The sequence below is a fragment of the Azospirillum largimobile genome, assembly GCF_977007025.2.
On record NZ_CDRMUA020000001.1, the window covers coordinates 172,158 to 192,995 of the forward strand.

Here is a 20,838-nt window from a genome sequence, read left to right on the forward strand (position 1 = left end):
GGATCACCCGACCAGATCGAAGAAGGGCATCGAGGCGTATTTGCTGGTCTTGATGTTGGCGACCACCTTGTCCTGCGAATGGCCGCCGCCGGCCAGGGTCGCCGGCAGCTTGATCACCCTGCCCACCGCCTTGGACGATTTGCTGATCGGATCCCATTGCAGGTTGAAGTTGACGATCTGCTTCTCGACGGCCGGCAGATTATCCTGGTGCACGCGGACATAGGGGCCGTGGATGATCCCGCCGCGCACCATCTTCGAAACGGTCGGCGCATTGAAGGCGCAGCAGGGCAGCCCTTCCTCCACCGCGACGATGGTGGCGATGGCGCCGCCCAGCGAATGGCCGCAAAGAATGGGGCTCGCCTTCTTGATGAGGATCTTCGCCTGTTCCAGCAGAAGCTTGGCGGCGCGAATGCCGGCTGGCAGGCTTTCGATGGTGTAGAGGGCGATGTCGGTCTTCAGGTTCTTGCCGCCGGCCATCTGGCCGGAGGTGCTGCTGCCGACCGCCGTGCCGCGATAGGCGATGATGTACTGGTCGGAGTGCTTTTCCTGATAGACGGCGCCGAAGAATCCGACATCCGTGTCCTCATGGGTGAAGATCACCTGGAATCCGGGCGGGGAGCGCCGCGCCCCTTCCGCCTTGTTGAAGGCAGCCGCGTCGTTGCCCCGGCCCTTCTGGAAGTTATAGACGGTGTTCGAGGCAACGGCCAGATCGAGGATATTGACCGGCATGGCGGCGCTCTTAAGTGGTAATTGGGTTTTTGAGACAATACTGGCACGCAAGGACTGTCAACAGATCGGAACGATTGTTATTGGTGAAAGATCTTTCAGTCCGGTTGTATCGCCGAAAAAGAAAAGGGCGCCTCGCGGCGCCCCTTCAGGGTTCCAAGGGCCGTCGCCCTTGGCGGGTGGGTCAAGGGAGGACCGAAGCCCTCCCTTGCCTCTTTCAGATCAGACGTCCAGCAGCAGGCGGCGCGGATCCTCGATCAGCTCCTTGATGCGGACGAGGAAGGTGACCGCTTCCTTGCCGTCGATGATGCGGTGGTCGTAGGACAGCGCCAGATACATCATCGGGCGGACCTCGATCTTGCCGCCGATGACGACCGCGCGGTCCATCGTCTTGTGCATGCCGAGGATGGCGGACTGCGGCGGGTTGATGATCGGGGTCGACATCAGCGAGCCGTAGACACCACCGTTGGAGATGGTGAAGGTGCCGCCCGTGAGCTCGTCCATCGACAGCTTGCCGTCGCGGCCCTTCTTGCCGAGAGCGGCGATGGTGCCCTCGACGCCGGCGAAGTCCAGCTTGTCGGCGTCGCGGACGACCGGAACCACCAGACCCTGCGGCGTGCCGACGGCGACGCCGATGTCATAGTAGTTCTTGTAGACGATGTCGGTGCCGTCGATCTCGGCGTTGACGGCCGGGATCTCCTTCAGGGCCTGGACGGCGGCCTTGACGAAGAAGGACATGAAGCCGAGCCGCACCTTGTGGCGCTTTTCGAAATAGTCCTTGTACTCGGCGCGCAGAGCGATCGCCGCGGACATGTCCACCTCGTTGAAGGTGGTCAGCATGGCGGCGGAGTTCTGGGCCTCCTTCAGACGCTCGGCGATGCGCTGGCGCAGGCGGGTCATGCGGACGCGCTCTTCCTGAGCCGCGCGCGGACGGTCGCCCTGGGTGCCGGCAGCCCACACCATCTTCGGCGCCGGAGCCGGGGCCGGAGCGGCCGGCTTGGTGGCCGGGGCGGCCAGCACGTCGCCCTTGGTCACGCGCCCATCCTTGCCCGAACCGGCGATGGACGAGCCGTCGATGCCCTTCTCGTCCGCCAGCTTGCGGGCGGCCGGGCCGGAAGCGGCCAGGTTGCCCGGAGCGGAAGCGGCGGCCGGAGCCGGGGCCGGCGCGGCGGCCGGAGCCGGAGCAGCGGCCGGGGCGGCAGCGGCAGCCGCCGGGGCGGCGCTGGCGCTGGCGCCCTCGTTGATGACGCCCAGCAGGGCGCCGACCTCGACGTTCGCACCTTCCGCGGCGACGATTTCCGCCAGCACGCCGGCGGTCGACGCGTTCACCTCAAGCGTGACCTTGTCGGTCTCCAGCTCGACCAGCGCCTCGTCCATGGCGACGCTGTCGCCGGCCTTCTTCAGCCAGCGGGCGACCGTCGCCTCGGAGACGGACTCACCCAGCGTGGGGACCTTGATGTCGGTAGCCATTTCTTTTCCTCGTTCGTCTTCTTGTTCGCTTGGGTGATGGTCAGCGGACCGTCAGGGCTTCGTCCAGGAGCTTGGCCTGCTCCTGGTTGTGACGCTTCAGCAGGCCGGTCGCCGGCGACGCGGTGGCCGGGCGGCCGACATAGGAGGGGCGGGCGGCCTTGTGGCCGACATCCTTCAGCACGGCTTCCAGACGGCGGTCGGCGAAGAACCAGGCGCCCTGGTTCTCCGGCTCTTCCTGGCACCAGACCAGCTCGGCGTTCGGATACTTGGCGAACTCGGCCGCCAGCGCATCCTTCGGGAACGGGTAGAGCTGCTCCAGGCGCAGGATGACCACGTCCTTGATGCCGCGGCTCATGCGCTCCTGCAGCAGGTCGTAATAGACCTTGCCGGAGCAGACGACGATGCGGCGGATCTTGTCGTTGGCGGCCAGATCGTTCGCGGTCTCGCCCAGCACGCGGTGGAAGCTGCTGCCCGGACCCATCTCCGACAGGTCGGAGATGCACAGCTTGTGGCGCAGCAGCGACTTCGGCGTGAACAGGACCAGCGGCTTGCGGAAGCTGCGGCGGATCTGGCGGCGGAAGACGTGGAACAGGTTGGCCGGCGTCGTCACGTTGCAGATCTGCCAGTTGTCTTCGGCACACATCTGCAGGAAGCGTTCCGGACGGGCCGACGAGTGTTCCGGACCCTGGCCCTCGTAGCCGTGCGGCAGCAGCAGCACCAGGCCGGACATGCGCAGCCACTTCGACTCGCCCGACGAGATGAACTGGTCGATGATGGTCTGCGCGGTGTTGGCGAAGTCGCCGAACTGCGCTTCCCACAGGACCAGATTGTGCGGCTCGGCCAGCGAATAGCCGTACTCGTAGCCGACGACCGCGGCTTCCGACAGCGGGCTGTCATGGACCTCGAAGGTCGCCTGATCCGGGCTGACGTGGCAGAGCGGGATGTACTTCTCTTCGGTGTTCTGGTCGTACATCACCGCATGGCGGTGCGAGAAGGTGCCGCGGCCGGAATCCTGGCCCGACAGGCGCACACCGGTGCCCTCGGCCACCAGCGTGGCGTAGGCCAGCGCCTCGGCGGTCGCCCAGTCGATGCCTTCGCCCGATTCGAGCGTCTTCTTCTTGGCTTCCAGCTGGCGCGCGATCTTGGAGTTGATCGCGAAGTCCTTCGGGTACTCGCAGAGCTTGAAGCCGATCTGCTTCAGCGTGTCGATGTCCACGCCGGTCTCGCCGCGGTGAGGCGAATCGGCGCCCTGCGCCTGCAGGCCAGCCCACTTGCCTTCCAGCCAGTCGGCCTTGTTCGGCTTGTAGGTGCTGGACGCCTCGAACTCACCCTCGAGCTTCTTCATGAAGTCCTGGGTGATCTGGTCACCCTCGGCCTGGGTGATGACGTTCTCGCTCACCAGCTGCTTGGCATACAGCTCGCGCGTGGTCGCGTGGGCGCGGATGTTCTTGTACATGATCGGCTGGGTGAAGCCCGGCTCGTCGCCCTCGTTGTGGCCGTGGCGGCGGTAGCAGACCATGTCGATCACGACGTCCCGCTTGAACTTCTGGCGGAACTCGATGGCGATGCGGCTGACATGCACGACGGCTTCGGGATCGTCGCCGTTCACGTGGAAGATCGGCGCCTGCACCATCTTGGCCATGTCGGAGCAGTACACGCCCGACCGCGAATAGGTCGGGTTGGTGGTGAAGCCGATCTGGTTGTTGATGATGAAGTGCATGGTGCCGCCGGTGCGGTAGCCGCGCAGCTCCGACAGGCCCAGCGTCTCGGCCACGATGCCCTGGCCGGCGAAGGCGGCGTCGCCGTGGATCAGCACGCCCATCACCTGCTCGCGCTCCAGGTCGCGGCGCTGCTGCTGCTTGGCGCGCACCTTGCCCAGCACGACCGGGTTGACCCATTCCAGGTGGGACGGGTTGGCGGTCAGCGACAGGTGGACGATGTTGCCGTTGAAGTCGCGGTCCGACGAGGTGCCGAGATGGTACTTCACGTCGCCGGAGCCCTGCACGTCCTGCGGACTCGACGGGTTGCCCTGGAACTCCGAGAAGACGGCGGAGAAGGGCTTGCCCATGAAGTTGGTCAGCACGTTCAGACGGCCGCGGTGGGCCATGCCGACGACAACCTCCTTCAGGCCGAGCTGGCCGCCGCGCTTCAGGATCTGCTCCAGCGCGGGGATCATCGACTCGCCGCCCTCAAGGCCGAAGCGCTTGGTGCCGGTGTATTTCAGCTGCAGGAACTTCTCGAAGCCCTCGGCCGCGGTCAGCCGCTCCAGGATGGCGCGCTTGCCGTTCACCGTGAAGTCGGTGTGGTTGCGGCCGCCCTCGATGCGCTCCTGGATCCAGGCCTTCTCTTCCGGGTCCTGGATGTGCATGAACTCGACGCCGATCGTCCCGCAATAGGTCTTGTGCAAGATTTCGAGGATCTGGCGCAGGGTCGCCGTTTCCAGGCCCAGCGAGTAGTTCAGGAAGATCGGACGGTCGAGGTCGCCCGGGCCGAAGCCGTAGGTCGCCGGGTCCAGTTCCGGGTGCGGCTCGCGCTTTTCCAGGCCCAGCGGGTCGAAATGCGCGTTCATGTGGCCGCGGACGCGGAAGACGCGGATCAGCATCAGGGCGCGGATGCTGTCCAGCGTGGCGGCGCGCAGCTGCTGCGGGCTGATGCCGCCATAGACCTGCTGGGCGTGGGCCAGCATGGCGCCGTTGCCCGGACCGTTCATCGCGGCGGCGGCGCCATTGCCAACGCCATTGGGAGCACCGTTGGGGGCGGAGACGATGAAGCTCTCGGCGACCGGGTCGCGCTTGGCCTTGGGGTCTTCCAGATCGGACACGGTCCAGGACGCGCCGCGCAGCTCGTCCAGGACGGCGCGCGAATCCTCGTCCAGATCCTGGAAGAAGCTGTTCCAGCTGGGATCGACGGCGGCCGGGTTGGACAGATAGCTGGCGTAGAGCTCGGCGACGTAACCGGCGTTCGAGCCGAAGAGGAACGAGGTCTGTTCCAGATTTGCCGACATGGTTTCACCTCGGGCGTGGACCCGGGTCCCTGTGGGAGAATTTCGTGTGGATGAAGGGGACGGGGTTCGGATCCCCATGTGCAAACGCCGACGGGTGAGCGCCGACGACGAAGGCCGGCGGCGCGAAAACGCACCGTCGACGCTTGCATATGGGTCCCCAGGACCGTCCGTCCAAGAGGGCCGCCCGGAGGGGTGAGGGGCGGCGGGCGGGGCACCGCGGCGTCCCGCCCGTCATCCTCTCCTCAATGGCGCGAAGCCGCGGACGTCGCGGGTGAGGCGACGTCCGCAGGCGATCAGCCCTTGAACACCTTCAGCATGGTGGAGCCCAGGCTGGCGGGGCTGTCGGCGACGGCGATGCCGACCGACTTCATGAAGTCGATCTTGAAGTCGGCGGTGTCGTTGCCGCCGGAGATCACCGCGCCGGCATGGCCCATGCGGCGGCCCGGAGGAGCCGTGCGGCCGGCGATGAAGCCGACGACCGGCTTCTTGGTGCCCGACGCCTTGATGAACTCGGCGCCGCGGACTTCGGCGTCGCCGCCGATCTCGCCGATCATGATGATGCCCTCGGTCTCCGGGTCCTTCACGAACAGCTCCAGGCTGTCGACGAAGTTGGTGCCGTTGACCGGGTCGCCGCCGATGCCGATGCAGGTGGTCTGGCCGAGGCCCGCCGCCGTGGTCTGCGCGACCGCTTCATAGGTCAGCGTGCCGGAGCGCGAGACGATGCCGATCTTGCCGCGCTTGTGGATGTGCCCCGGCATGATGCCGATCTTGCACTCGTCCGGCGTGATGATGCCGGGGCAGTTCGGGCCGATCAGGCGCGTTTTGGAACCGTCGAGCGCGCGCTTAACGCGGACCATGTCCAGCACCGGGATGCCTTCGGTGATGCAGACCACCAGCGGGATCTCGGCGTCGATCGCTTCCAGGATCGCGTCGGCCGCAAACGGCGGCGGCACGTAGATCACGGAGGCGTTGGCGCCGGTCTTCTCCACCGCTTCGGACACGGTGTCGAAGATCGGCAGGTCGAGGTGCTTGGCGCCGCCCTTACCCGGGGTCACGCCGCCGACCATCTTGGTGCCGTAGGCGATGGCCTGCTCGGAGTGGAAGGTGCCCTGGGCTCCGGTGAAGCCCTGGCAGATCACCTTCGTGTTCTTATCGACGAGAACAGCCATGTTACGCGGCCTCCTTCACGGCCTTGACCACCTTTTCGGCGGCATCGGCGAGGTTGTCGGCCGAGAGGATCGGCAGGCCGGATTCGGCCAGGATCTTCTTGCCCAGATCGACGTTGGTGCCTTCCAGGCGCACCACCAGCGGAACGTGCAGGTGCACTTCGCGCGCCGCGGCGACCACGCCCTCGGCGATCACGTCGCAGCGCATGATGCCGCCGAAGATGTTGACCAGGATGCCTTCGACGTTGCTGTCGGACAGGATCAGCTTGAAGGCAGCGGTGACGCGCTCCTTCGTGGCGCCGCCGCCGACGTCGAGGAAGTTGGCCGGCTCGCCGCCATACAGCTTGATGATGTCCATGGTGGCCATCGCCAGGCCGGCGCCGTTCACCATGCAGCCGATGTTGCCGTCGAGCTTGACGTAGTTGAGGCTGTGCTTGGCCGCCTCGATCTCCGCCGGATCCTCTTCGGCCTCGTCGCGCAGCTCTTCCACGTCCTTGTGGCGGAACAGCGCGTTGTCGTCGAAGTTCATCTTGGCGTCGAGCGCCAGGATGTCGCCCGACCCGGTGACGATCAGCGGGTTGATTTCGACGATGGCGCAGTCCAGGTCCACGAAGGCCTGATAGGCGGCCTGGATGAACTTGGCGGCGGCACCGACCTGCTTGCCTTCCAGGCCCAGCGCGAAGGCGACCTTGCGGGTGTGGTAGCCCTGGATGCCGGTGGCCGGGTCGACGGCGACCTTGACGATCTTCTCCGGCGTGTTGTGGGCGACCTCTTCGATCTCCATGCCGCCTTCGGTCGAGGCCATGATCGTCACGCGGCCGGTGGCGCGGTCGATCAGCATGCCGAGATACAGCTCGCGCTTGATGTCGGCGCCTTCCTCGATATAGAGGCGCTTGACCTCACGGCCTTCCGCGCCGGTCTGCTTGGTCACGAGGACGTGGTTCAGCATCTCGGCGGCGTTCTTGCCGACATCCTCGATCGACTTGACGACGCGGACGCCGCCCTTGCCCTCGGGGTTGTCCTTGAAGCGCCCGGCGCCGCGGCCGCCGGCATGGATCTGGGACTTCACCACCCAGACCGGACCGCCGAGCTCGCGGGCGACCGTCTCGGCCTCCTGCGGGGTGTAGGCAACGCCGCCGCGGGGGACCGCGACGCCGTACTTCTTCAGCAGGCTTTTCGCCTGGTACTCATGGATGTTCATCGGGCGTCCATCTGTTTTTTGGTTCGGCTGACGAGAACGGGTCGACTGAAGGACAAGACGGGCGCACCACCGGCGCCGTCCCGACCCGGAATATGGGCCGGGAGGGCGCCGGAGAACGCGCAGTCCGTTCTTTAGGAAGCGGACTTCTCGGCGTCCAGCTTCTTCACGACGTCGACCAGCGTCTTCACCGCGTCGACGGAGTTCTGGAACATCGCCTTCTCTTCGTCGTTCAGCTCGATCTCGATGATCTTCTCGACGCCGCCGGCGCCGATGATCGTCGGGACGCCGACGTAGAGGTCGTCCTGGCCGTACTGGCCGCTGAGGTGGGCGGCGACCGGCAGGACGCGCTTCTGGTCCTTCAGGTAGGACTCGGCCATCTGGATGGCGGAAGCGGCCGGGGCGTAGAAGGCCGAGCCGGTCTTCAGCAGCTTGACGATCTCGGCGCCGCCGTCACGGGTGCGCTGAACGATGGCGTCCAGCTTCTCCTGCGTGGTCCAGCCCATCTTGACCAGATCGGGCAGCGGAATGCCGGCGACGGTGGAGTAGCGCACCAGCGGGACCATGGTGTCGCCGTGGCCGCCCAGCACGAAGGCGGTGACGTCCTCGACCGACACGTTGAACTCTTCGGCCAGGAAGTAGCGGAAGCGGGCCGAGTCGAGCACGCCGGCCATGCCGACCACGCGCTCCGGCGGCAGGCCGGAGGCCTGCTGCAGCACCCACACCATCACGTCGAGCGGGTTGGTGATGACGATGACGAAGGCGTTCGGGGCGTACTTGCCGATGGCCTCGCCGACGGTCTTGCAGACGCCGCTGTTGATGCCGATTAGATCGTCGCGGCTCATGCCCGGCTTGCGCGGGATGCCGGCGGTGACGATCACGACGTCGGCGCCCTCGATGATCGAGTAGTCGTTGCCGCCGGTCAGGCTGGCGTTGAAGCCCTCGACCGGGGAGGTTTCGGCGAGATCCAGCGCCTTGCCGGCCGGCATGCCTTCGGCGATGTCGAACAGGACGACGTCGCCCAGTTCCTTCTGAGCAGCGAGCAGAGCCAGCGTGCCGCCAATCTGGCCGGCACCGACGAGCGCAATCTTCTTGCGAGCCATGGAGCGTTCCCTAAAACGTTTGAGCGTCCCCCATTCAGCGGGAGACTAGAACCGTTGGTCATTCTAACGTCTTAGGGATCCAGCGCCCCGAGATTTCGGAAGCGTAGGTAGCGCGTTTTGTCGCGGAGGGCAAGCATCACCGCAAGCGGGGCATTGCAGCTTTGCGTCGCACCCCCGATGATCCTTTCCAACGGCCGGAGCGTTCGGCTTTATACGTATGGTTCGCGTCCGGTCCTTACCTTGTTCGAATATGGTCGAAGGAGAGCGCTTATGGCCAAGCTCGTGGCCCGTTTCATTCCCGGTCCGGCCCTGTCGCTGGCGCTCGCCGCCGGCATCTCCGCTGTCTCGGCCGCCGGCGGTGCCCAGGCGCAGACGGTCGGCGATTATGGCGCCGCCATCGCCGCCGCCCCGATCACCGACGCGGCGGCGGAAACCAGCGTCGCCTATTGCCAGCCGCTGACCAACTACGTCTACACCTCGATCCCCGCCGACCAGCGGTCCAACTGGGTGCTGCCGCTGGTGGCGCTCGACGGCTCGCAGTCGGCCGAGATGGCTGCCAAGCGCGAAGCCTGCCTGAAAGTCCGCCAGCAGGCGCTGATCGCCTTCGACGCCGGCACCGGCGAGCAGATCGTCACCCCGGCCGAGGCGATGGAAGGACCGACCGACCGCGGCCCCTATTACAAGGAGGTCTCGCCCGACACCCCGGTCCCGCAGACCGGCCGTGCCACGCCGCGCCAGCCGATGCCGCGCGGGGGCGTGCAGTAAGGGATTGGGGAGTGTTGGGGGTGCTCGGCGATGCCCCCTCCCTCCCCCGCCTTCGGCGGTAGAGGGGGAGTTTGCAATGCTGCGGCAGTCCCCTCTCCCTCGAAGAGGGGGAGGGGTAGGGAGGGGGCATAACGCCCCTACGGCCCGATGCCGTAGCGTTCCAGGTGTCGGGCCATCTCGGCGGGGGACAGCGGGAAGCCGCTGCCCTGCCGGGCGTTCAGCATGGCGCGCGGGTGGATGCCGGCGGCGCGGGCCTGGATCTGCATGGCGCAGCGCATCGACAGGCCGGCACGCCAGACCAGCGCCGTCACCGCCTGCGGATCGTGGGAGTCCAGGATCAGCTCCACGACCTCCGGCGCCACGCGGGCGCGGAGAGTCAGTGCCGCCCGGACGAATCCGGCCTCGTTCCACGACATCGCGTCACCCAGGGCGGTTTCGTCCAGCTTGCCCAGCCGGTGCAGGCGGACGGCGCGGCGTTCCGGCGGCTCGGAGGCTTCCGGGGATTCGGCCCAGTCGATGCGGCGGCGGGTGGCGGCGGCGATCTCCGCCACCGTGGCGTCGTCGAAATCGGGACGCCGCCGCAAATGCTCCACCACCGCCAAATCGACGAAATCGGCCAGCCGAAGCGCCAGCCGGCGGGGCAGGGCGGGGCGGCGGGCCAGCTTCTCCCGCCAGTCGGGATGGTGCGCGGATTGCTCCACCAGCGATTCCAGCGTCGGTTCGGCGATCACCGCCCCGCTGTTGTCCAGCAGGATGCCGGTCGCCTCGGCATGGCCGCTGCCGGCGATCGCGTCGGACAGGGCGGTACCGATGCTGTGGCGCCGCGCAATGGCGGACAATGCCCAACCGGCGGGGGCCGCGGCGACGATGTCCAGCAGATCCTCGTCGCTGAGCGCGGCGCAGCAGCGCAGAACCGGCTCGGCCACCGATTGCTCGACGTCGCGTGCCAGCGTCGCCACCACCGACGGGGGCGCGCAGGCGATGTCCTTGATCGCTGTCGCCAGCGCCTCGCGCACGCGGACGATGTGGTCGCGGGCCAGCTGTTCCAGTGCACGCACGGCGACGGTGCTGACGGTATCGGCCCCGCCCGGCGGCAGGTCGGGCAACAGGCGGCACAGCTTGCGCGCCAGCGTGGAGCGAACGTCGGCATCGCCCATGCCCGCCAGCCGCGACTCGACCAGCACGTCGCCGACCTGACGGGCGACGCCACGGCCGGGCTGTGCGGGAAGGGGGGCGGAAGAGGACGTGCCGTCCTGCGACTCGGCGAACAGATAGTCCATCAGCTCGGGCGCGACTCCGCCATCCGTCTCCGGCGGGAGATCGGGGGAGGAGCGGGATGGGGAGCGCCGGGCTGTCACCGGACCATGGACCTTCGGGTTGCGCCGCCGCTCAGGGGAGGCGAGGGCGGTGGTGGGAGCATCCACCCTATCGAAGCGCCGCCCTGGTTAACGGGTCCCTAATACGGCTACGGCCGAGCCCGTGACATCCTGCGCGCCGGGAGACGGGCGTTTGCGAAAGGCCAAAAAAAGGGCCGCAGCCCATGCGGGCGCGGCCTTTAGTCTAGGGAGGAAACGCACTGCAAAATGCAGTAACGGGGCGGAGTGTACGGCCACGGCCGTGTTAGCGGTACCACGGTTTTCGAATTGGTGCGGTGCGACATCCGCATAGCGCGGTATGGAATAAGGCTTGGTTTGCCCAGCGGATGGGCAAGAATGCAGCGTTCTGCCCATTTCATCGGCATATCGGGAGTCGCAGGTCAGACGAACGATCAAATTCGAAAACGATAACATTCGCAATGGTTCGTAAACGAAAAGGGGGGCGCCTTTCGACACCCCCCTTTTCATCCGAATGGAAGGATGGGATCAGGCCGCCAGCTTCTCGCGGATCAGCGCCTTGGTCTCGTCGATGCCGTAGAGTTGGATGAAGGAGCCCATGCGCGGACCGGTGGTCTGGCCCAGCAGCACTTCGTACAGGGCCTGGAACCACGCCCGCAGTTCGGTGAAGCCGTGGGTCTTGCCGACCTCGAACACCTCGTTCTGGATGGTGTCTGCGCGGGCGTCGGCCGGCAGGCTGTCCAGCTTGGCCAGCAGGTCCTGCAGGGCGGCGCGCTCCGCGTCGGTGGGCGCGCGGAACCGCTTGGTCGGCTTCACCTGATCCTGGTAGTAGCGCACGGCGTAGCCGACCATGCTGTCTAGGAAGGGGCTGTTCTCGGGCGTGGCGTCCGGCGCGTAGCGGCGGATGAAGCCCCACATGGTGTCCTTGGTCTCGGCATTCGCCGCACCCGCCAGATTGAGCAGCAGGTTGAAGGACACGTCGGAGCGCACCGCCGGCGGCTTGCCGTTGTGGATGTGCCAGGCCGGGTTCTCCAGCTTCTTCGCCGGCTCCTCGCCATGCACCTTGTCGACGAAGGTCAGGTACTCGTCGACGGCGCGCGGGATGACGTCGAAATACAGGCGCTTGGCCGATTTCGGCTTCTGGAACATGTAGAGGGCGAGGCTTTCCTGCGGCGCATAGGCCAGCCATTCCTCCATCGTCAGGCCGTTGCCCTTCGACTTGGAGATCTTCTGGCCCTTGTCATCCAGGAACAGCTCGTAATTGAAGCCTTCCGGTGGGGTGCCGCCGAGGATTTTGCAGATCTTGCCGGCGAGATCGGCCGACGGGATCAGGTCCTTGCCGTACATCTCGTAATCGACGCCCAGGCCGAACCAGCGCATGCCCCAGTCGGGCTTCCATTGCAGCTTCACATGGCCGCCGGTGACGGGGAGTTCGACCTTCTTGCCGTCCTCGTCCTCGAAGACGATGGTGCCGGCATCGACGTTGCGCTCCAGCATCGGGACCTGCAGGACCCGGCCGGTGGAGGGGGAGACGGGCAGGAAGGGGCTGTAGGTCGCCTGACGCTCGGCGCCGAGGGTGGGCAGCATCACCGCCATCACCTCGTCGTAATGGCGCAGGATGCCGAGCAGCGCCTCGTCGAAGCGGCCGGACTTGTACCAGTCGGTGGAGGACTGGAACTCGTACTCGAAGCCGAAGCTGTCGAGGAAGGCGCGCAGCCGGGCGTTGTTGTGGGCGCCGAAGCTGTCATGGGTGCCGAAGGGATCGGGCACCTGGGTCAGTGGCTTGCCCAAGTTGGCCGCCACCATCTCCTTGTTGGGGATGTTGTCGGGGACCTTGCGCAGGCCGTCCATGTCGTCCGAGAAGCAGAACAGCTTGGTCGGAATGTCGCTCATGGTCTGGAAGGCATGGCGCACCATGCTGGTGCGCGCCACCTCGCCGAAGGTGCCGAGATGCGGCAGGCCCGACGGACCATAGCCGGTCTCGAACAGGACATAGCCTTTGGCGGGCGGCGCTTTCGCGAAGCGCGCGACCAGTTTGCGCGCCTCCTCGAACGGCCATGCCTTCGCCTGCAACGCCAGATCCCGTTCGCCGGTCATCGTCGGACCCTTTCGAAACCAGATAGATAAAGTCAAGGAATGAGGGCAAAGACCCTAGGGCCCGCCGGGCGTGGCGTCAACCGTGGGGCTTGTTCGGCCGCACTTGCGGCGTTTCCTCGCCCGGTCCATCCTGCGCGGCCCGCGGGATCGGCTTCGCGGGGCTGGTCGGGATTTGACGGCGATGAGTTGGCTGTATCTGGGGGTGGCGATCCTGTTCGAGATCGTCGGCACCTCTGCGATGAAGATGTCGGACGGGATGACGAGGCTCGGCCCCGCCGCGGTGGTGGTGCTGTGCTATGGCGTCGCCTTCGTGCTGCTGGCCAAGGCGCTGCGCACCATCGAGGTCGGCATCGCCTATGCCATCTGGTCGGCGGCGGGAACCGCGGCCATCGCCGCCATCGGCGTGTTCGTGTTCGGGGAATCGCTGACGGTGATGAAGGTGGTGGGCATCGCGCTGATCGTTGCCGGGGTGATCAGCCTGCATGTGGCGAGTGGGGCGGCCTGATCACAATAGTTAGGCGTTGACCTAAGTATTTGTTGCCGGTAGGGTGCCGTCATGGATGTGGCACTCGACATGACTTTTCGCGCGCTGGCGGACCCCACGCGCAGGGCGGTGATTCAGGCGCTTGGACGCGGTCCGGCGTCGGTCAGCGATCTTGCGAGACCTTTCGAGATGGCTCTGCCGAGCTTTCTTCAGCATCTGAAGATGCTGGAGGACAGCGGACTCGTCGAAACGCGGAAGGTCAGTCGGGTGCGCACCTGCACGCTGAAGCCGGAGGCGCTGGCGGCGGCGGAAAGCTGGCTTGAAGCCCAGCGGAACCTCTGGACCAAGCGGCTCGACCAATTGGACAGCCTGGTGCTGGACCTGAACGAACGGGAGGAAGAGACCCCATGACCGCTTACACCGCAGCGTCTTTCAATCCGCAGCTCGACCTTGAACTGAAGCGTGAGGTCGCGGTTCCGCCGAAGCTCGTCTGGCGGGCCTGGACCGATCCGGAGCTTCTGATGAAGTGGTTCACGCCGGCCCCCTGGCGGACCACCGCCTGTGAGATCGACCTGCGGCCCGGCGGCAAGTTCCGCACGGTGATGGAGGGGCCGAACGGCGAAAGGAACGACAGCACCGGTTGCTTCCTGGCGGTGGAGCCGGAGAGGCTTCTTGTCTTCACCGACGCGCTCGGGCCGGGGTTCCGTCCCACCGGCGGCGGATTCATGACCGCATCGGTCAGCATAGAGCCGACGGCCGGCGGCACGCTCTATACCGCCATCGCCTTCCACAAGGACGAAGCGGCAAAGACGCAGCATGAGGAGATGGGCTTCCACCAGGGGTGGGGGACCGCGCTCGACCAGCTTGTCGCGCTGGTGAAGGGACAGTAAGGGGACTGCCGGTTCAGACCCCGACCTTGAACGGGTTCACCTGCCGGGCGGCGCGTTCCACCGCGTCGGCCGGACCGGGGCGGCCGAGGAAATAGCCCTGGGCGACGTCGCAGTCCATCTGACGCAGGGCCTCCAGCGTTTCGGCATCCTCCACCCCCTCCGCCACGGCGGTCAGGTTCAGGCCGTGGGCCATCTGGATGACGGCGGCGGTGATCTTGGCGCTGTCGTGGCTGCGGGTGAGGTCGGCGACGAAACTGCGGTCGATCTTCAGCTTGTCCACCGCCAAGCGGCCGATATAGGACAGGTTGGAATAGCCGGTGCCGAAATCGTCGATCGACACCTGCACGCCCATCGCCTTGATCCGGCGCAGATTGTCCATCACCAAATCGGTGTTCTGGATCAGCATCGATTCGGTCAGCTCCAGTTCCAGCAGCAGCGGGTCCAGCCCGCTGTCGGCCAGCGCCCCGGTGACGGTGCGGACGAGGTCGCTGCGCTGGAGCTGCAGGGCCGACAGGTTGACCGCGACCGACAGCGACAGGCCGCGGGCCTGCCATGCCGCCGCCTGACGGCAGGCCTCCGCCAGGACCCAGGCGCCGATGGGGACGATCAGGCCGCTGTCCTCGGCGATCGGGATGAAGGCGCCGGGCGGGATCATGCCCTTGTCGGGATGGTTCCAGCGCACGAGCGCCTCGGCGCCGATGACGGCGCCGGTCTCCAGGCTGACCTGGGGCTGGTAGTGGACCAGGAACTCCCCCCGTTCCAGCGCGCGGCGCAGGCCGCTGCGGGTGGACAGGTGGGCGACCGCCTCGGCGTTCATCGCCTCGGCATAGAAGCGGTGGGTGTCGCGGCCGGCGGCCTTGGCGTGGTGCAGGGCGGTGTCGGCGTTCTTCAGCAGGGTAGCGAAGTCCTTGCCGTCGGCCGGCGCCAGCGCCACGCCGGAGGACAGGGTGACGGTCAACTCGTGCCCGTCGATCTGGAAGGGAGCCGCCATCGCCTCGTGCAGGGAGGCGACCGTTTCGACCACCGCGTCGCCGTCGGGCAGGCCGGACAGCAGCAGGATGAACTCGTCGCCGCCGCTGCGGCTGACGGTGTCGGTATCGCGCACCGCGGCCTTCAGCCGTTCCGCCGTCGCGCGCAGCAGGGCGTCGCCCACGGCGTGGCCGAGGCTGTCGTTCACCGTCTTGAAGCGGTCGAGCCCGCAGGCGACCAGCGCCACCAGCCGGCCGCTGCGTTCCGCCCGCGCCAGCGCCTGTTCGGTGCGGTCCTGCAGCAGCAGCCGGTTCGGCAGCAGGGTCAACACGTCGTGGCGCGCCAGATACTCCACCCGCTCCTGCGCCGCCTTGCGCTCGGTGATGTCGCGCACGACGACCAGCAGGCGGCGGTCGTTGCCGTCCACGGTGGCGCGCCGCATGCTGACCTCCACCCAGAACAGGGTGCCGTCCAGCCGACGGGCATGCCATTCGAAAAGCTGCGGCTCGCCGCCGGACGTTTTGCGGATCCAGGCCGCCGCCTCGTCCCGCGTGTAGGGCGGCACGCCGGAGCTGAGCATCCCGACATGGATGTCCGTCAGCGGCGTGTCGCCGATGCGGTACATCTCCGCCATCCGGCGGTTGACCTCCAGGATGGCGCCGCTGTCGAGGTCGTGGATGAAGATGGCGTCGGTGACGCTGTCGAAGATGGTGCGGACGCGCTCCTCGCTGGCGGTCAGGGCGGCGACCGCGGTACGCAGGCTCTCCGTCTTGTTTTCCACCTGCCGGCGCAGCAGCAGCACCCAGACCAGCGCGCCGATGCCCAGCACCGCGACCCCAGCCAGCAGCTTGAGCAGCAGGTCGATCAGTCCGGGGCTCACCCCGCCCAGGCTGCGGCCGATCCAGCGCTGTTCGATCGCCTTGCGCTCCTCCGGTGTGATGCGGGCGAAGCCGTCGGAGATCAGGCGGTGGAGCGCCGCCTCGCCCTTGCGGACCGCCCAGTGCAGTTCGCCGGTGTAGAGCGGGTCGGTGTAGCGGAAGCGTCCCTGCACCCCGCGCTTGGTCAAGTAGTAGGTGGCCGACGGGTCGTCCATGCAGAAGACCCGCGTCTCCTGCCGGGCGGCGGCGTCAACCATCTTCTCGAAGCCGGGGAAACGCTGGAACGCGGTGATGCCCTGGTCGGTCAGCCATTCGGCGCAGAAATCGCCGTCCTTGACCCCGACGGTGAAGGCGCGCAGCGAGTCCACCCCGATGATCCCGCTGAGGTCGCTGCTGAACCAGATCGGCACGTCGACGCGGGCGTAGGGGGTGGAGAAGTCGTAGCGCGCATCGCGCGCGCCGTTGCGGAATATGGTCTCGATCACGTCGGCGGCACCGGTGTCGACCGCGTGGCGTGCCAGAATCCAGTCGCTCGGCATCATCCGCACCGCGACGCCGGTCCGTTGCGACCACAGCGCCCACAGGTCCTTCACGATCCCGACATGGGTGCCGTCGGCATTGCGAAAACTGTAGGGCGGGTAATTGTCATCCAGCGCCACCCGGACCTCGGCCGGCCGCGGTGCCGCCTCGGGCGCCGGCACGGCAGGCGGTGGCGAGTTGATCGCCACGGCCGGGCCGCCGACCAGCATCGGCAGCAGCAGGAGGATAAGCAGGCGCAGGGCGACCAGCCCGCCGGCAAGACACCGGCCCCCCAGGCGCCCCCCCGGGTGCCGGCTCCCGAAGGGCCGGCCCGCAGATCGTCCATGACGGGCGGTCCGCGGATCGAGGCTCATCCTCTGGTTCCGGTGCGGATGGCGGGCGGGACGCGGTGGACGGACATTGACATCGCTCTGGCCGGGGGCTCTTGCCGGGGGGCGCATGGCGATGGCGGGACCGGGCGCCGTCATCCGGTGGCCACCGCCCCGCCCTCGCCATCTCGCCGGAGAGGGTAGCCCGTTCGCCCAGCCTCGGCAACGGGGGGTTCTCCTTACCCCGTGACAAATACCCGTTTCGAGCGAAGGTGCCGTCAGGAGGAGCGGTCGGACGTCGAAGCTGCGGTGGAGACACCTTGGGACTGGGCGCGCAGGGCGTCGCGTATTTCCTCCAGCAGTTGTTCCTGCCGCGGCGGCGTCTTCGGCACTTCCTTGTGCAGGATGTGCAGCCGGTTGACCTGCCGGACGATCATGAAGAGGGCGCCCGACACGATCAGGAAATTGATGCAGGCGTTGATGAAACGGCCGTAGTTGATGGTGGCGACGCCAGCCGCCTCGGCCGCCTGCAGGGAGTCGTAATGGCCGCCCGACAGGCTGAAGAAGTAATTCGAGAAATCGATCCCGCCCATGATCCAGCCGATCGGCGGCATCAGGATGTCCTTGACCAGGGAATTGACGATCCCGGTGAAGGCCGCACCGATGATGATGCCGACCGCCAGCTCCACGACATTGCCGCGGCTGATGAATTTCTTGAACTCTTCCAACATGGCGTTCCGTTTCCCCGTGGTGACGCAGGGGAAACGGGGTGGGGAGGGGTTGGTTGCAGCGGGGGAGTTTTGCTTTTGGGGAGCTAGCCCCCCACCCTAACCCTCCCCCGCTGGGCGGGGGAGGGGATAACTCCCTCCCTTGCGAAGCGGGGGAGGGAAGGGGCCCGCGGCGAAGCCGTGGGAGGGGTGGGGGCAACGCACAGGCACCCCCACCCATCACCCCTTACGCCATCCGTCCGTGGCAGTGCTTGAACTTCTTGCCGGAGCCGCAGGGGCAGGCGGCGTTGCGCGGGGTGTTTTCCATCACGTCCGCCGGCAGCGGCTGATCCTCCGGCGTGCCGGCGAGCGACGAGGCGCGGACCATGCCGTCGGGCAGGACGTCGCCGTCACCCGCCCCCATGGCGGCCATCGCCAGCGCCGGATCGGTGCGGCCCTCGTGCATCTCCTGCATCTGGCGGGCGAACAGCTCCTCCTGCGAGGGGGCCATGCGGATTTCGACATGCATCAGGATGGTGGTGACCTGCTCGCGTAGTGCCATCAGCATGGTGTCGAACAGCTCGAAGGCCTCGCGCTTGTATTCGTTCAGCGGATCCTTCTGGGCGTAGGCGCGCAGGTTGATGCCCTGGCGCAGGTGGTCGAGCTGGAGGAGATGGTCCTTCCATTCCTGGTCCAGGATCTGGAGCAGGATGCTCTTTTCCACATGCCGCATCGTCTCGGCGCCGTAGGTCTCCTCCTTCTCCGCATATTTGCGGTCGGCGGCCTCGCGCACGCGCTCCTCGATCTCCGGCTCGGCGATGCCCTCTTCCTTGGCCCACTCCTGGACCGGCAGGTCCATGCCCAGCACGCGGTTGACCGCCTCGTGCAGGCCGTCGATGTCCCACTGCTCGGAGTAGCTGTTGGCCGGAATGGCGGTCGACACCATGTTGGCGATGATCTGGTGGCGCATCTCGCGGATTTCCTCCGCGATGTCCTCGCTCTCCATCACCTCGTGGCGCTGTTCATAGACGACCTTGCGCTGGTCGTTCATGACGTTGTCGAACTTCAGCAGGTTCTTGCGGACCTCGAAGTGATGCGCCTCGACCTTCTGCTGCGCCTTTTCCAGGGCCTTGTTGATCCAGGGATGGATGATCGCCTCGCCTTCCTTCAGGCCGAGACGCTGCAGCATGCTGTCCATCCGCTCCGACCCGAAGATCCGCATCAGGTCGTCTTCCAGCGACAGGAAGAACTTCGAGGTGCCGGGGTCGCCCTGGCGGCCGGAACGGCCGCGCAGCTGGTTGTCGATGCGGCGGCTTTCGTGGCGCTCGGTGCCGACGACATAGAGGCCGCCGGCCTGCTTCACCGTCTCGCGCGCCTCGGCGATCTCGGCCTCGATCTGCTTGATGCGGGCCTCGCGCTCCGGACCCTCGGGCACATCGGCCAGCTCGACCTCGATCCGCATCTGGAGGTTGCCGCCCAGCTGGATGTCGGTGCCGCGGCCGGCCATGTTGGTGGCGACGGTCACCGCCCCGGCGCGGCCGGCCTGGGCCACGATGTAGGCTTCCTGCTCGTGGTGGCGGGCGTTCAGGACGTTGTGCGGGATGCCGCGCTTGGTCAGCAGCTCCGCCAGCAGCTCCGACTTCTCGATCGAGGTGGTGCCGACCAGCACCGGCTGGCCGCGCTTGCGAGCGTCCTCGATCAGGTCGATCATCGCGTGGTACTTCTCGGTCGCGGTGCGATAGACCTCGTCGTCGTGGTCGATGCGCTTGACCGGGACGTTGGTCGGGATGTCGACCACTTCGAGCCCGTAGATCTCGCCGAACTCCGCCGCCTCGGTCAGCGCGGTGCCGGTCATGCCGGCCAGCTTCGGGTAGATGCGGAAATAGTTCTGGAAGGTGATGGAGGCCAGCGTCTGGTTCTCGCGCTGGATCGTCACCTTCTCCTTGGCTTCCAGCGCCTGGTGCAGGCCTTCGGAGAAGCGGCGGCCTTCCATCATGCGGCCGGTGAACTCGTCGATGATGACGACCTTGTCATCCTTGACGATGTAGTCCTTGTCACGCTGGAACAGCATGTGGGCGCGCAGCGCCTGCTGCGAATGGTGGACCAGCGCCACGTTCTGGATGTCGTAGAGCCCGCCCGACTTCAGCAGCCCGGCCTGGCCCAGCAACTGCTCCATATGCTCCTGGCCGGCTTCGGTGAAGCTGACGGTGCGGTGCTTCTCGTCCTTCTCGTAATCCTCAGGGACCAGCATCGGGATCAGCCGGTCGACCTGGACATACATCTCCGACGAGTCGGTGGACGGGCCGGAGATGATCAGCGGGGTGCGCGCCTCGTCGATCAGGATCGAGTCGACCTCGTCGACGATGGCGTAGTTGAAGGGCCGCTGGACCAGTTCCTCCAGCCGGAACTTCATGTTGTCGCGCAGATAGTCGAAGCCGAACTCGTTGTTCGTGCCGTAGGTGATGTCGGCGGCATAGGCGGCGCGGCGCTCGTCGTCGTCCAGGCCGTGGACGATGCAGCCGGTCGTCAGGCCGAGGAAGCCGTAGACCCGCGCCATCCAGCCGCTGTCGCGCGAGGCGAGATAGTCGTTCACGGTGACGACGTGGACGCCCTTGCCTTCCAGCGCGTTCAGGTAGACGGCCAGCGTGGCGACCAGCGTCTTGCCTTCACCGGTGCGCATCTCCGCGATCTTGCCGCTGTGGAGCACCATGCCGCCCATCAGCTGGACGTCGAAATGGCGCTGGCCCAGCACGCGCTTGGCCGCCTCGCGCACGGTGGCGAAGGCGTCGGGCAGGATGTCGTCCAGCGTCTCGCCCTTGGCCAGCCGGTCGCGCAGCCAGTCGGTGCGTCCCTTCAGCTGGTCGTCGGTCAGCGCCGCGACCGACGGCTCCAGCGCGTTGATCTGAGCCACGGTCTTGTGCAGCGCCTTGACCGCGCGCGTGTTGGCGGTGCCGAAAATCTTGCGGGCGAGAGCGCCGAACATGAAAACCTCGGGAGTAAAGCGGAATGCGGGCCAGTCTATCGACGGGTCTCACATAGGACTATGGCAAGGCCCTGTCAACGAGACCGGGCAGGTGGAGCCCCCCTGCGGCATCATCAACGGCGCCGCCCGCCCCGTTGCGGGCATGACGGAACCATGAAATCGCGTCCAGAAAGCGGGAAGGCGGCTGACGGGACGGTTCGGGGCTGGTATTGCCGG

General features: G+C 66.8%; 15 protein-coding genes. 4 read left to right on the top strand and 11 right to left on the bottom strand.

Features of this window, described 5'->3' with window-relative positions; translation table 11 throughout:
• Nucleotides 1–3: 3 nt before the first annotated feature.
• From ACWPKK_RS00780 to mdh, 6 genes are all read right to left on the bottom strand, one after another.
• The gene (locus ACWPKK_RS00780; protein ID WP_452000427.1) at nt 4–729 is read right to left on the bottom strand and encodes a hypothetical protein; all 726 of its coding nucleotides are present in this window, start codon (nt 727–729) and stop codon (nt 4–6) included.
• A 219-nt stretch (nt 730–948) separates the two neighbouring features.
• Nucleotides 949–2,196, bottom strand: coding sequence for a 2-oxoglutarate dehydrogenase complex dihydrolipoyllysine-residue succinyltransferase (odhB, locus tag ACWPKK_RS00785; RefSeq protein ID WP_452000428.1), 1,248 nt, complete (start codon nt 2,194–2,196; stop codon nt 949–951).
• Nucleotides 2,197–2,236: 40 nt separating this feature from the next.
• A complete protein-coding gene (locus ACWPKK_RS00790) occupies nt 2,237–5,200 on the bottom strand; it encodes a 2-oxoglutarate dehydrogenase E1 component (protein ID WP_452000429.1) in 2,964 nt (987 codons plus the stop codon).
• A 293-nt stretch (nt 5,201–5,493) separates the two neighbouring features.
• Entirely contained in the window at nt 5,494–6,369 is an 876-nt protein-coding gene (gene sucD, locus ACWPKK_RS00795; protein WP_014246680.1) for a succinate--CoA ligase subunit alpha, read from the bottom strand.
• Between the two features lies 1 nt (nt 6,370).
• Nucleotides 6,371–7,567 (bottom strand): ADP-forming succinate--CoA ligase subunit beta, encoded by a 1,197-nt coding sequence (sucC, locus tag ACWPKK_RS00800; RefSeq protein WP_452000431.1) that lies wholly within the window; start codon nt 7,565–7,567, stop codon nt 6,371–6,373.
• A 131-nt stretch (nt 7,568–7,698) separates the two neighbouring features.
• Nucleotides 7,699–8,667 (bottom strand): malate dehydrogenase, encoded by a 969-nt coding sequence (gene mdh, locus ACWPKK_RS00805; protein WP_149228032.1) that lies wholly within the window; start codon nt 8,665–8,667, stop codon nt 7,699–7,701.
• A 270-nt stretch (nt 8,668–8,937) separates the two neighbouring features.
• Between mdh and ACWPKK_RS00810 the strand changes: the two genes are divergently transcribed.
• The gene (locus ACWPKK_RS00810) at nt 8,938–9,432 is read left to right on the top strand and encodes a hypothetical protein (RefSeq protein ID WP_452000433.1); all 495 of its coding nucleotides are present in this window, start codon (nt 8,938–8,940) and stop codon (nt 9,430–9,432) included.
• Nucleotides 9,433–9,569: 137 nt separating this feature from the next.
• Here the strand turns inward: ACWPKK_RS00810 and ACWPKK_RS00815 are convergent, their stop codons facing one another.
• Entirely contained in the window at nt 9,570–10,856 is a 1,287-nt protein-coding gene (locus ACWPKK_RS00815) for a DUF2336 domain-containing protein (RefSeq protein ID WP_452000435.1), read from the bottom strand.
• Between the two features lie 438 nt (nt 10,857–11,294).
• Nucleotides 11,295–12,863, bottom strand: a complete 1,569-nt coding sequence (locus ACWPKK_RS00820; RefSeq protein ID WP_452000437.1) for a lysine--tRNA ligase — start codon at nt 12,861–12,863, stop codon at nt 11,295–11,297.
• Nucleotides 12,864–13,044: 181 nt separating this feature from the next.
• On the opposite strand from ACWPKK_RS00820, the gene ACWPKK_RS00825 reads away from it, so the two are divergent.
• Genes ACWPKK_RS00825 through ACWPKK_RS00835 form a run of 3 tightly spaced genes read left to right on the top strand, consistent with a single transcriptional unit; the run spans nt 13,045 to nt 14,237 of the window.
• Nucleotides 13,045–13,368 (top strand): DMT family transporter, encoded by a 324-nt coding sequence (locus ACWPKK_RS00825; RefSeq protein ID WP_452000438.1) that lies wholly within the window; start codon nt 13,045–13,047, stop codon nt 13,366–13,368.
• 51 nt (nt 13,369–13,419) lie between these two features.
• Nucleotides 13,420–13,758 carry an ArsR/SmtB family transcription factor gene (locus tag ACWPKK_RS00830; protein WP_452000440.1) on the top strand — a complete coding sequence of 113 codons (339 nt, stop codon included), beginning with the start codon at nt 13,420–13,422 and terminating at the stop codon, nt 13,756–13,758.
• Complete coding sequence (locus tag ACWPKK_RS00835; RefSeq protein ID WP_452000442.1) at nt 13,755–14,237, top strand: SRPBCC family protein; 483 nt, start codon at nt 13,755–13,757, stop codon at nt 14,235–14,237. Before ACWPKK_RS00830 ends, ACWPKK_RS00835 begins: the two co-directional genes overlap by 4 nt.
• Before the next feature lie 13 nt (nt 14,238–14,250).
• On the opposite strand, the gene ACWPKK_RS00840 is transcribed toward ACWPKK_RS00835, so the two are convergent.
• From ACWPKK_RS00840 to secA, 3 genes are all read right to left on the bottom strand, one after another.
• Nucleotides 14,251–16,977 (bottom strand): EAL domain-containing protein, encoded by a 2,727-nt coding sequence (locus ACWPKK_RS00840; RefSeq protein WP_452000444.1) that lies wholly within the window; start codon nt 16,975–16,977, stop codon nt 14,251–14,253.
• Between the two features lie 233 nt (nt 16,978–17,210).
• Entirely contained in the window at nt 17,211–17,663 is a 453-nt protein-coding gene (gene mscL, locus ACWPKK_RS00845; protein WP_452000446.1) for a large conductance mechanosensitive channel protein MscL, read from the bottom strand.
• Nucleotides 17,664–17,886: 223 nt separating this feature from the next.
• Complete coding sequence (secA, locus tag ACWPKK_RS00850; protein WP_452000448.1) at nt 17,887–20,622, bottom strand: preprotein translocase subunit SecA; 2,736 nt, start codon at nt 20,620–20,622, stop codon at nt 17,887–17,889.
• Between the last annotated feature and the right edge of the window lie 216 nt (nt 20,623–20,838).

What these genes read in the sequence shown, in the direction of transcription:
- ACWPKK_RS00780 (WP_452000427.1), bottom strand. Translation starts at nt 729, where the DNA reads ATGCCGGTCAATATCCTCGATCTGGCCGTTGCCTCGAACACCGTCTAT.
- odhB (WP_452000428.1), bottom strand. Translation starts at nt 2,196, where the DNA reads ATGGCTACCGACATCAAGGTCCCCACGCTGGGTGAGTCCGTCTCCGAG.
- ACWPKK_RS00790 (WP_452000429.1), bottom strand. Translation starts at nt 5,200, where the DNA reads ATGTCGGCAAATCTGGAACAGACCTCGTTCCTCTTCGGCTCGAACGCC.
- sucD (WP_014246680.1), bottom strand. Translation starts at nt 6,369, where the DNA reads ATGGCTGTTCTCGTCGATAAGAACACGAAGGTGATCTGCCAGGGCTTC.
- sucC (WP_452000431.1), bottom strand. Translation starts at nt 7,567, where the DNA reads ATGAACATCCATGAGTACCAGGCGAAAAGCCTGCTGAAGAAGTACGGC.
- mdh (WP_149228032.1), bottom strand. Translation starts at nt 8,667, where the DNA reads ATGGCTCGCAAGAAGATTGCGCTCGTCGGTGCCGGCCAGATTGGCGGC.
- ACWPKK_RS00810 (WP_452000433.1), top strand. Translation starts at nt 8,938, where the DNA reads ATGGCCAAGCTCGTGGCCCGTTTCATTCCCGGTCCGGCCCTGTCGCTG.
- ACWPKK_RS00820 (WP_452000437.1), bottom strand. Translation starts at nt 12,863, where the DNA reads ATGACCGGCGAACGGGATCTGGCGTTGCAGGCGAAGGCATGGCCGTTC.
- ACWPKK_RS00825 (WP_452000438.1), top strand. Translation starts at nt 13,045, where the DNA reads ATGAGTTGGCTGTATCTGGGGGTGGCGATCCTGTTCGAGATCGTCGGC.
- ACWPKK_RS00830 (WP_452000440.1), top strand. Translation starts at nt 13,420, where the DNA reads ATGGATGTGGCACTCGACATGACTTTTCGCGCGCTGGCGGACCCCACG.
- ACWPKK_RS00835 (WP_452000442.1), top strand. Translation starts at nt 13,755, where the DNA reads ATGACCGCTTACACCGCAGCGTCTTTCAATCCGCAGCTCGACCTTGAA.
- ACWPKK_RS00840 (WP_452000444.1), bottom strand. Translation starts at nt 16,977, where the DNA reads ATGAGCCTCGATCCGCGGACCGCCCGTCATGGACGATCTGCGGGCCGG.
- mscL (WP_452000446.1), bottom strand. Translation starts at nt 17,663, where the DNA reads ATGTTGGAAGAGTTCAAGAAATTCATCAGCCGCGGCAATGTCGTGGAG.
- secA (WP_452000448.1), bottom strand. Translation starts at nt 20,622, where the DNA reads ATGTTCGGCGCTCTCGCCCGCAAGATTTTCGGCACCGCCAACACGCGC.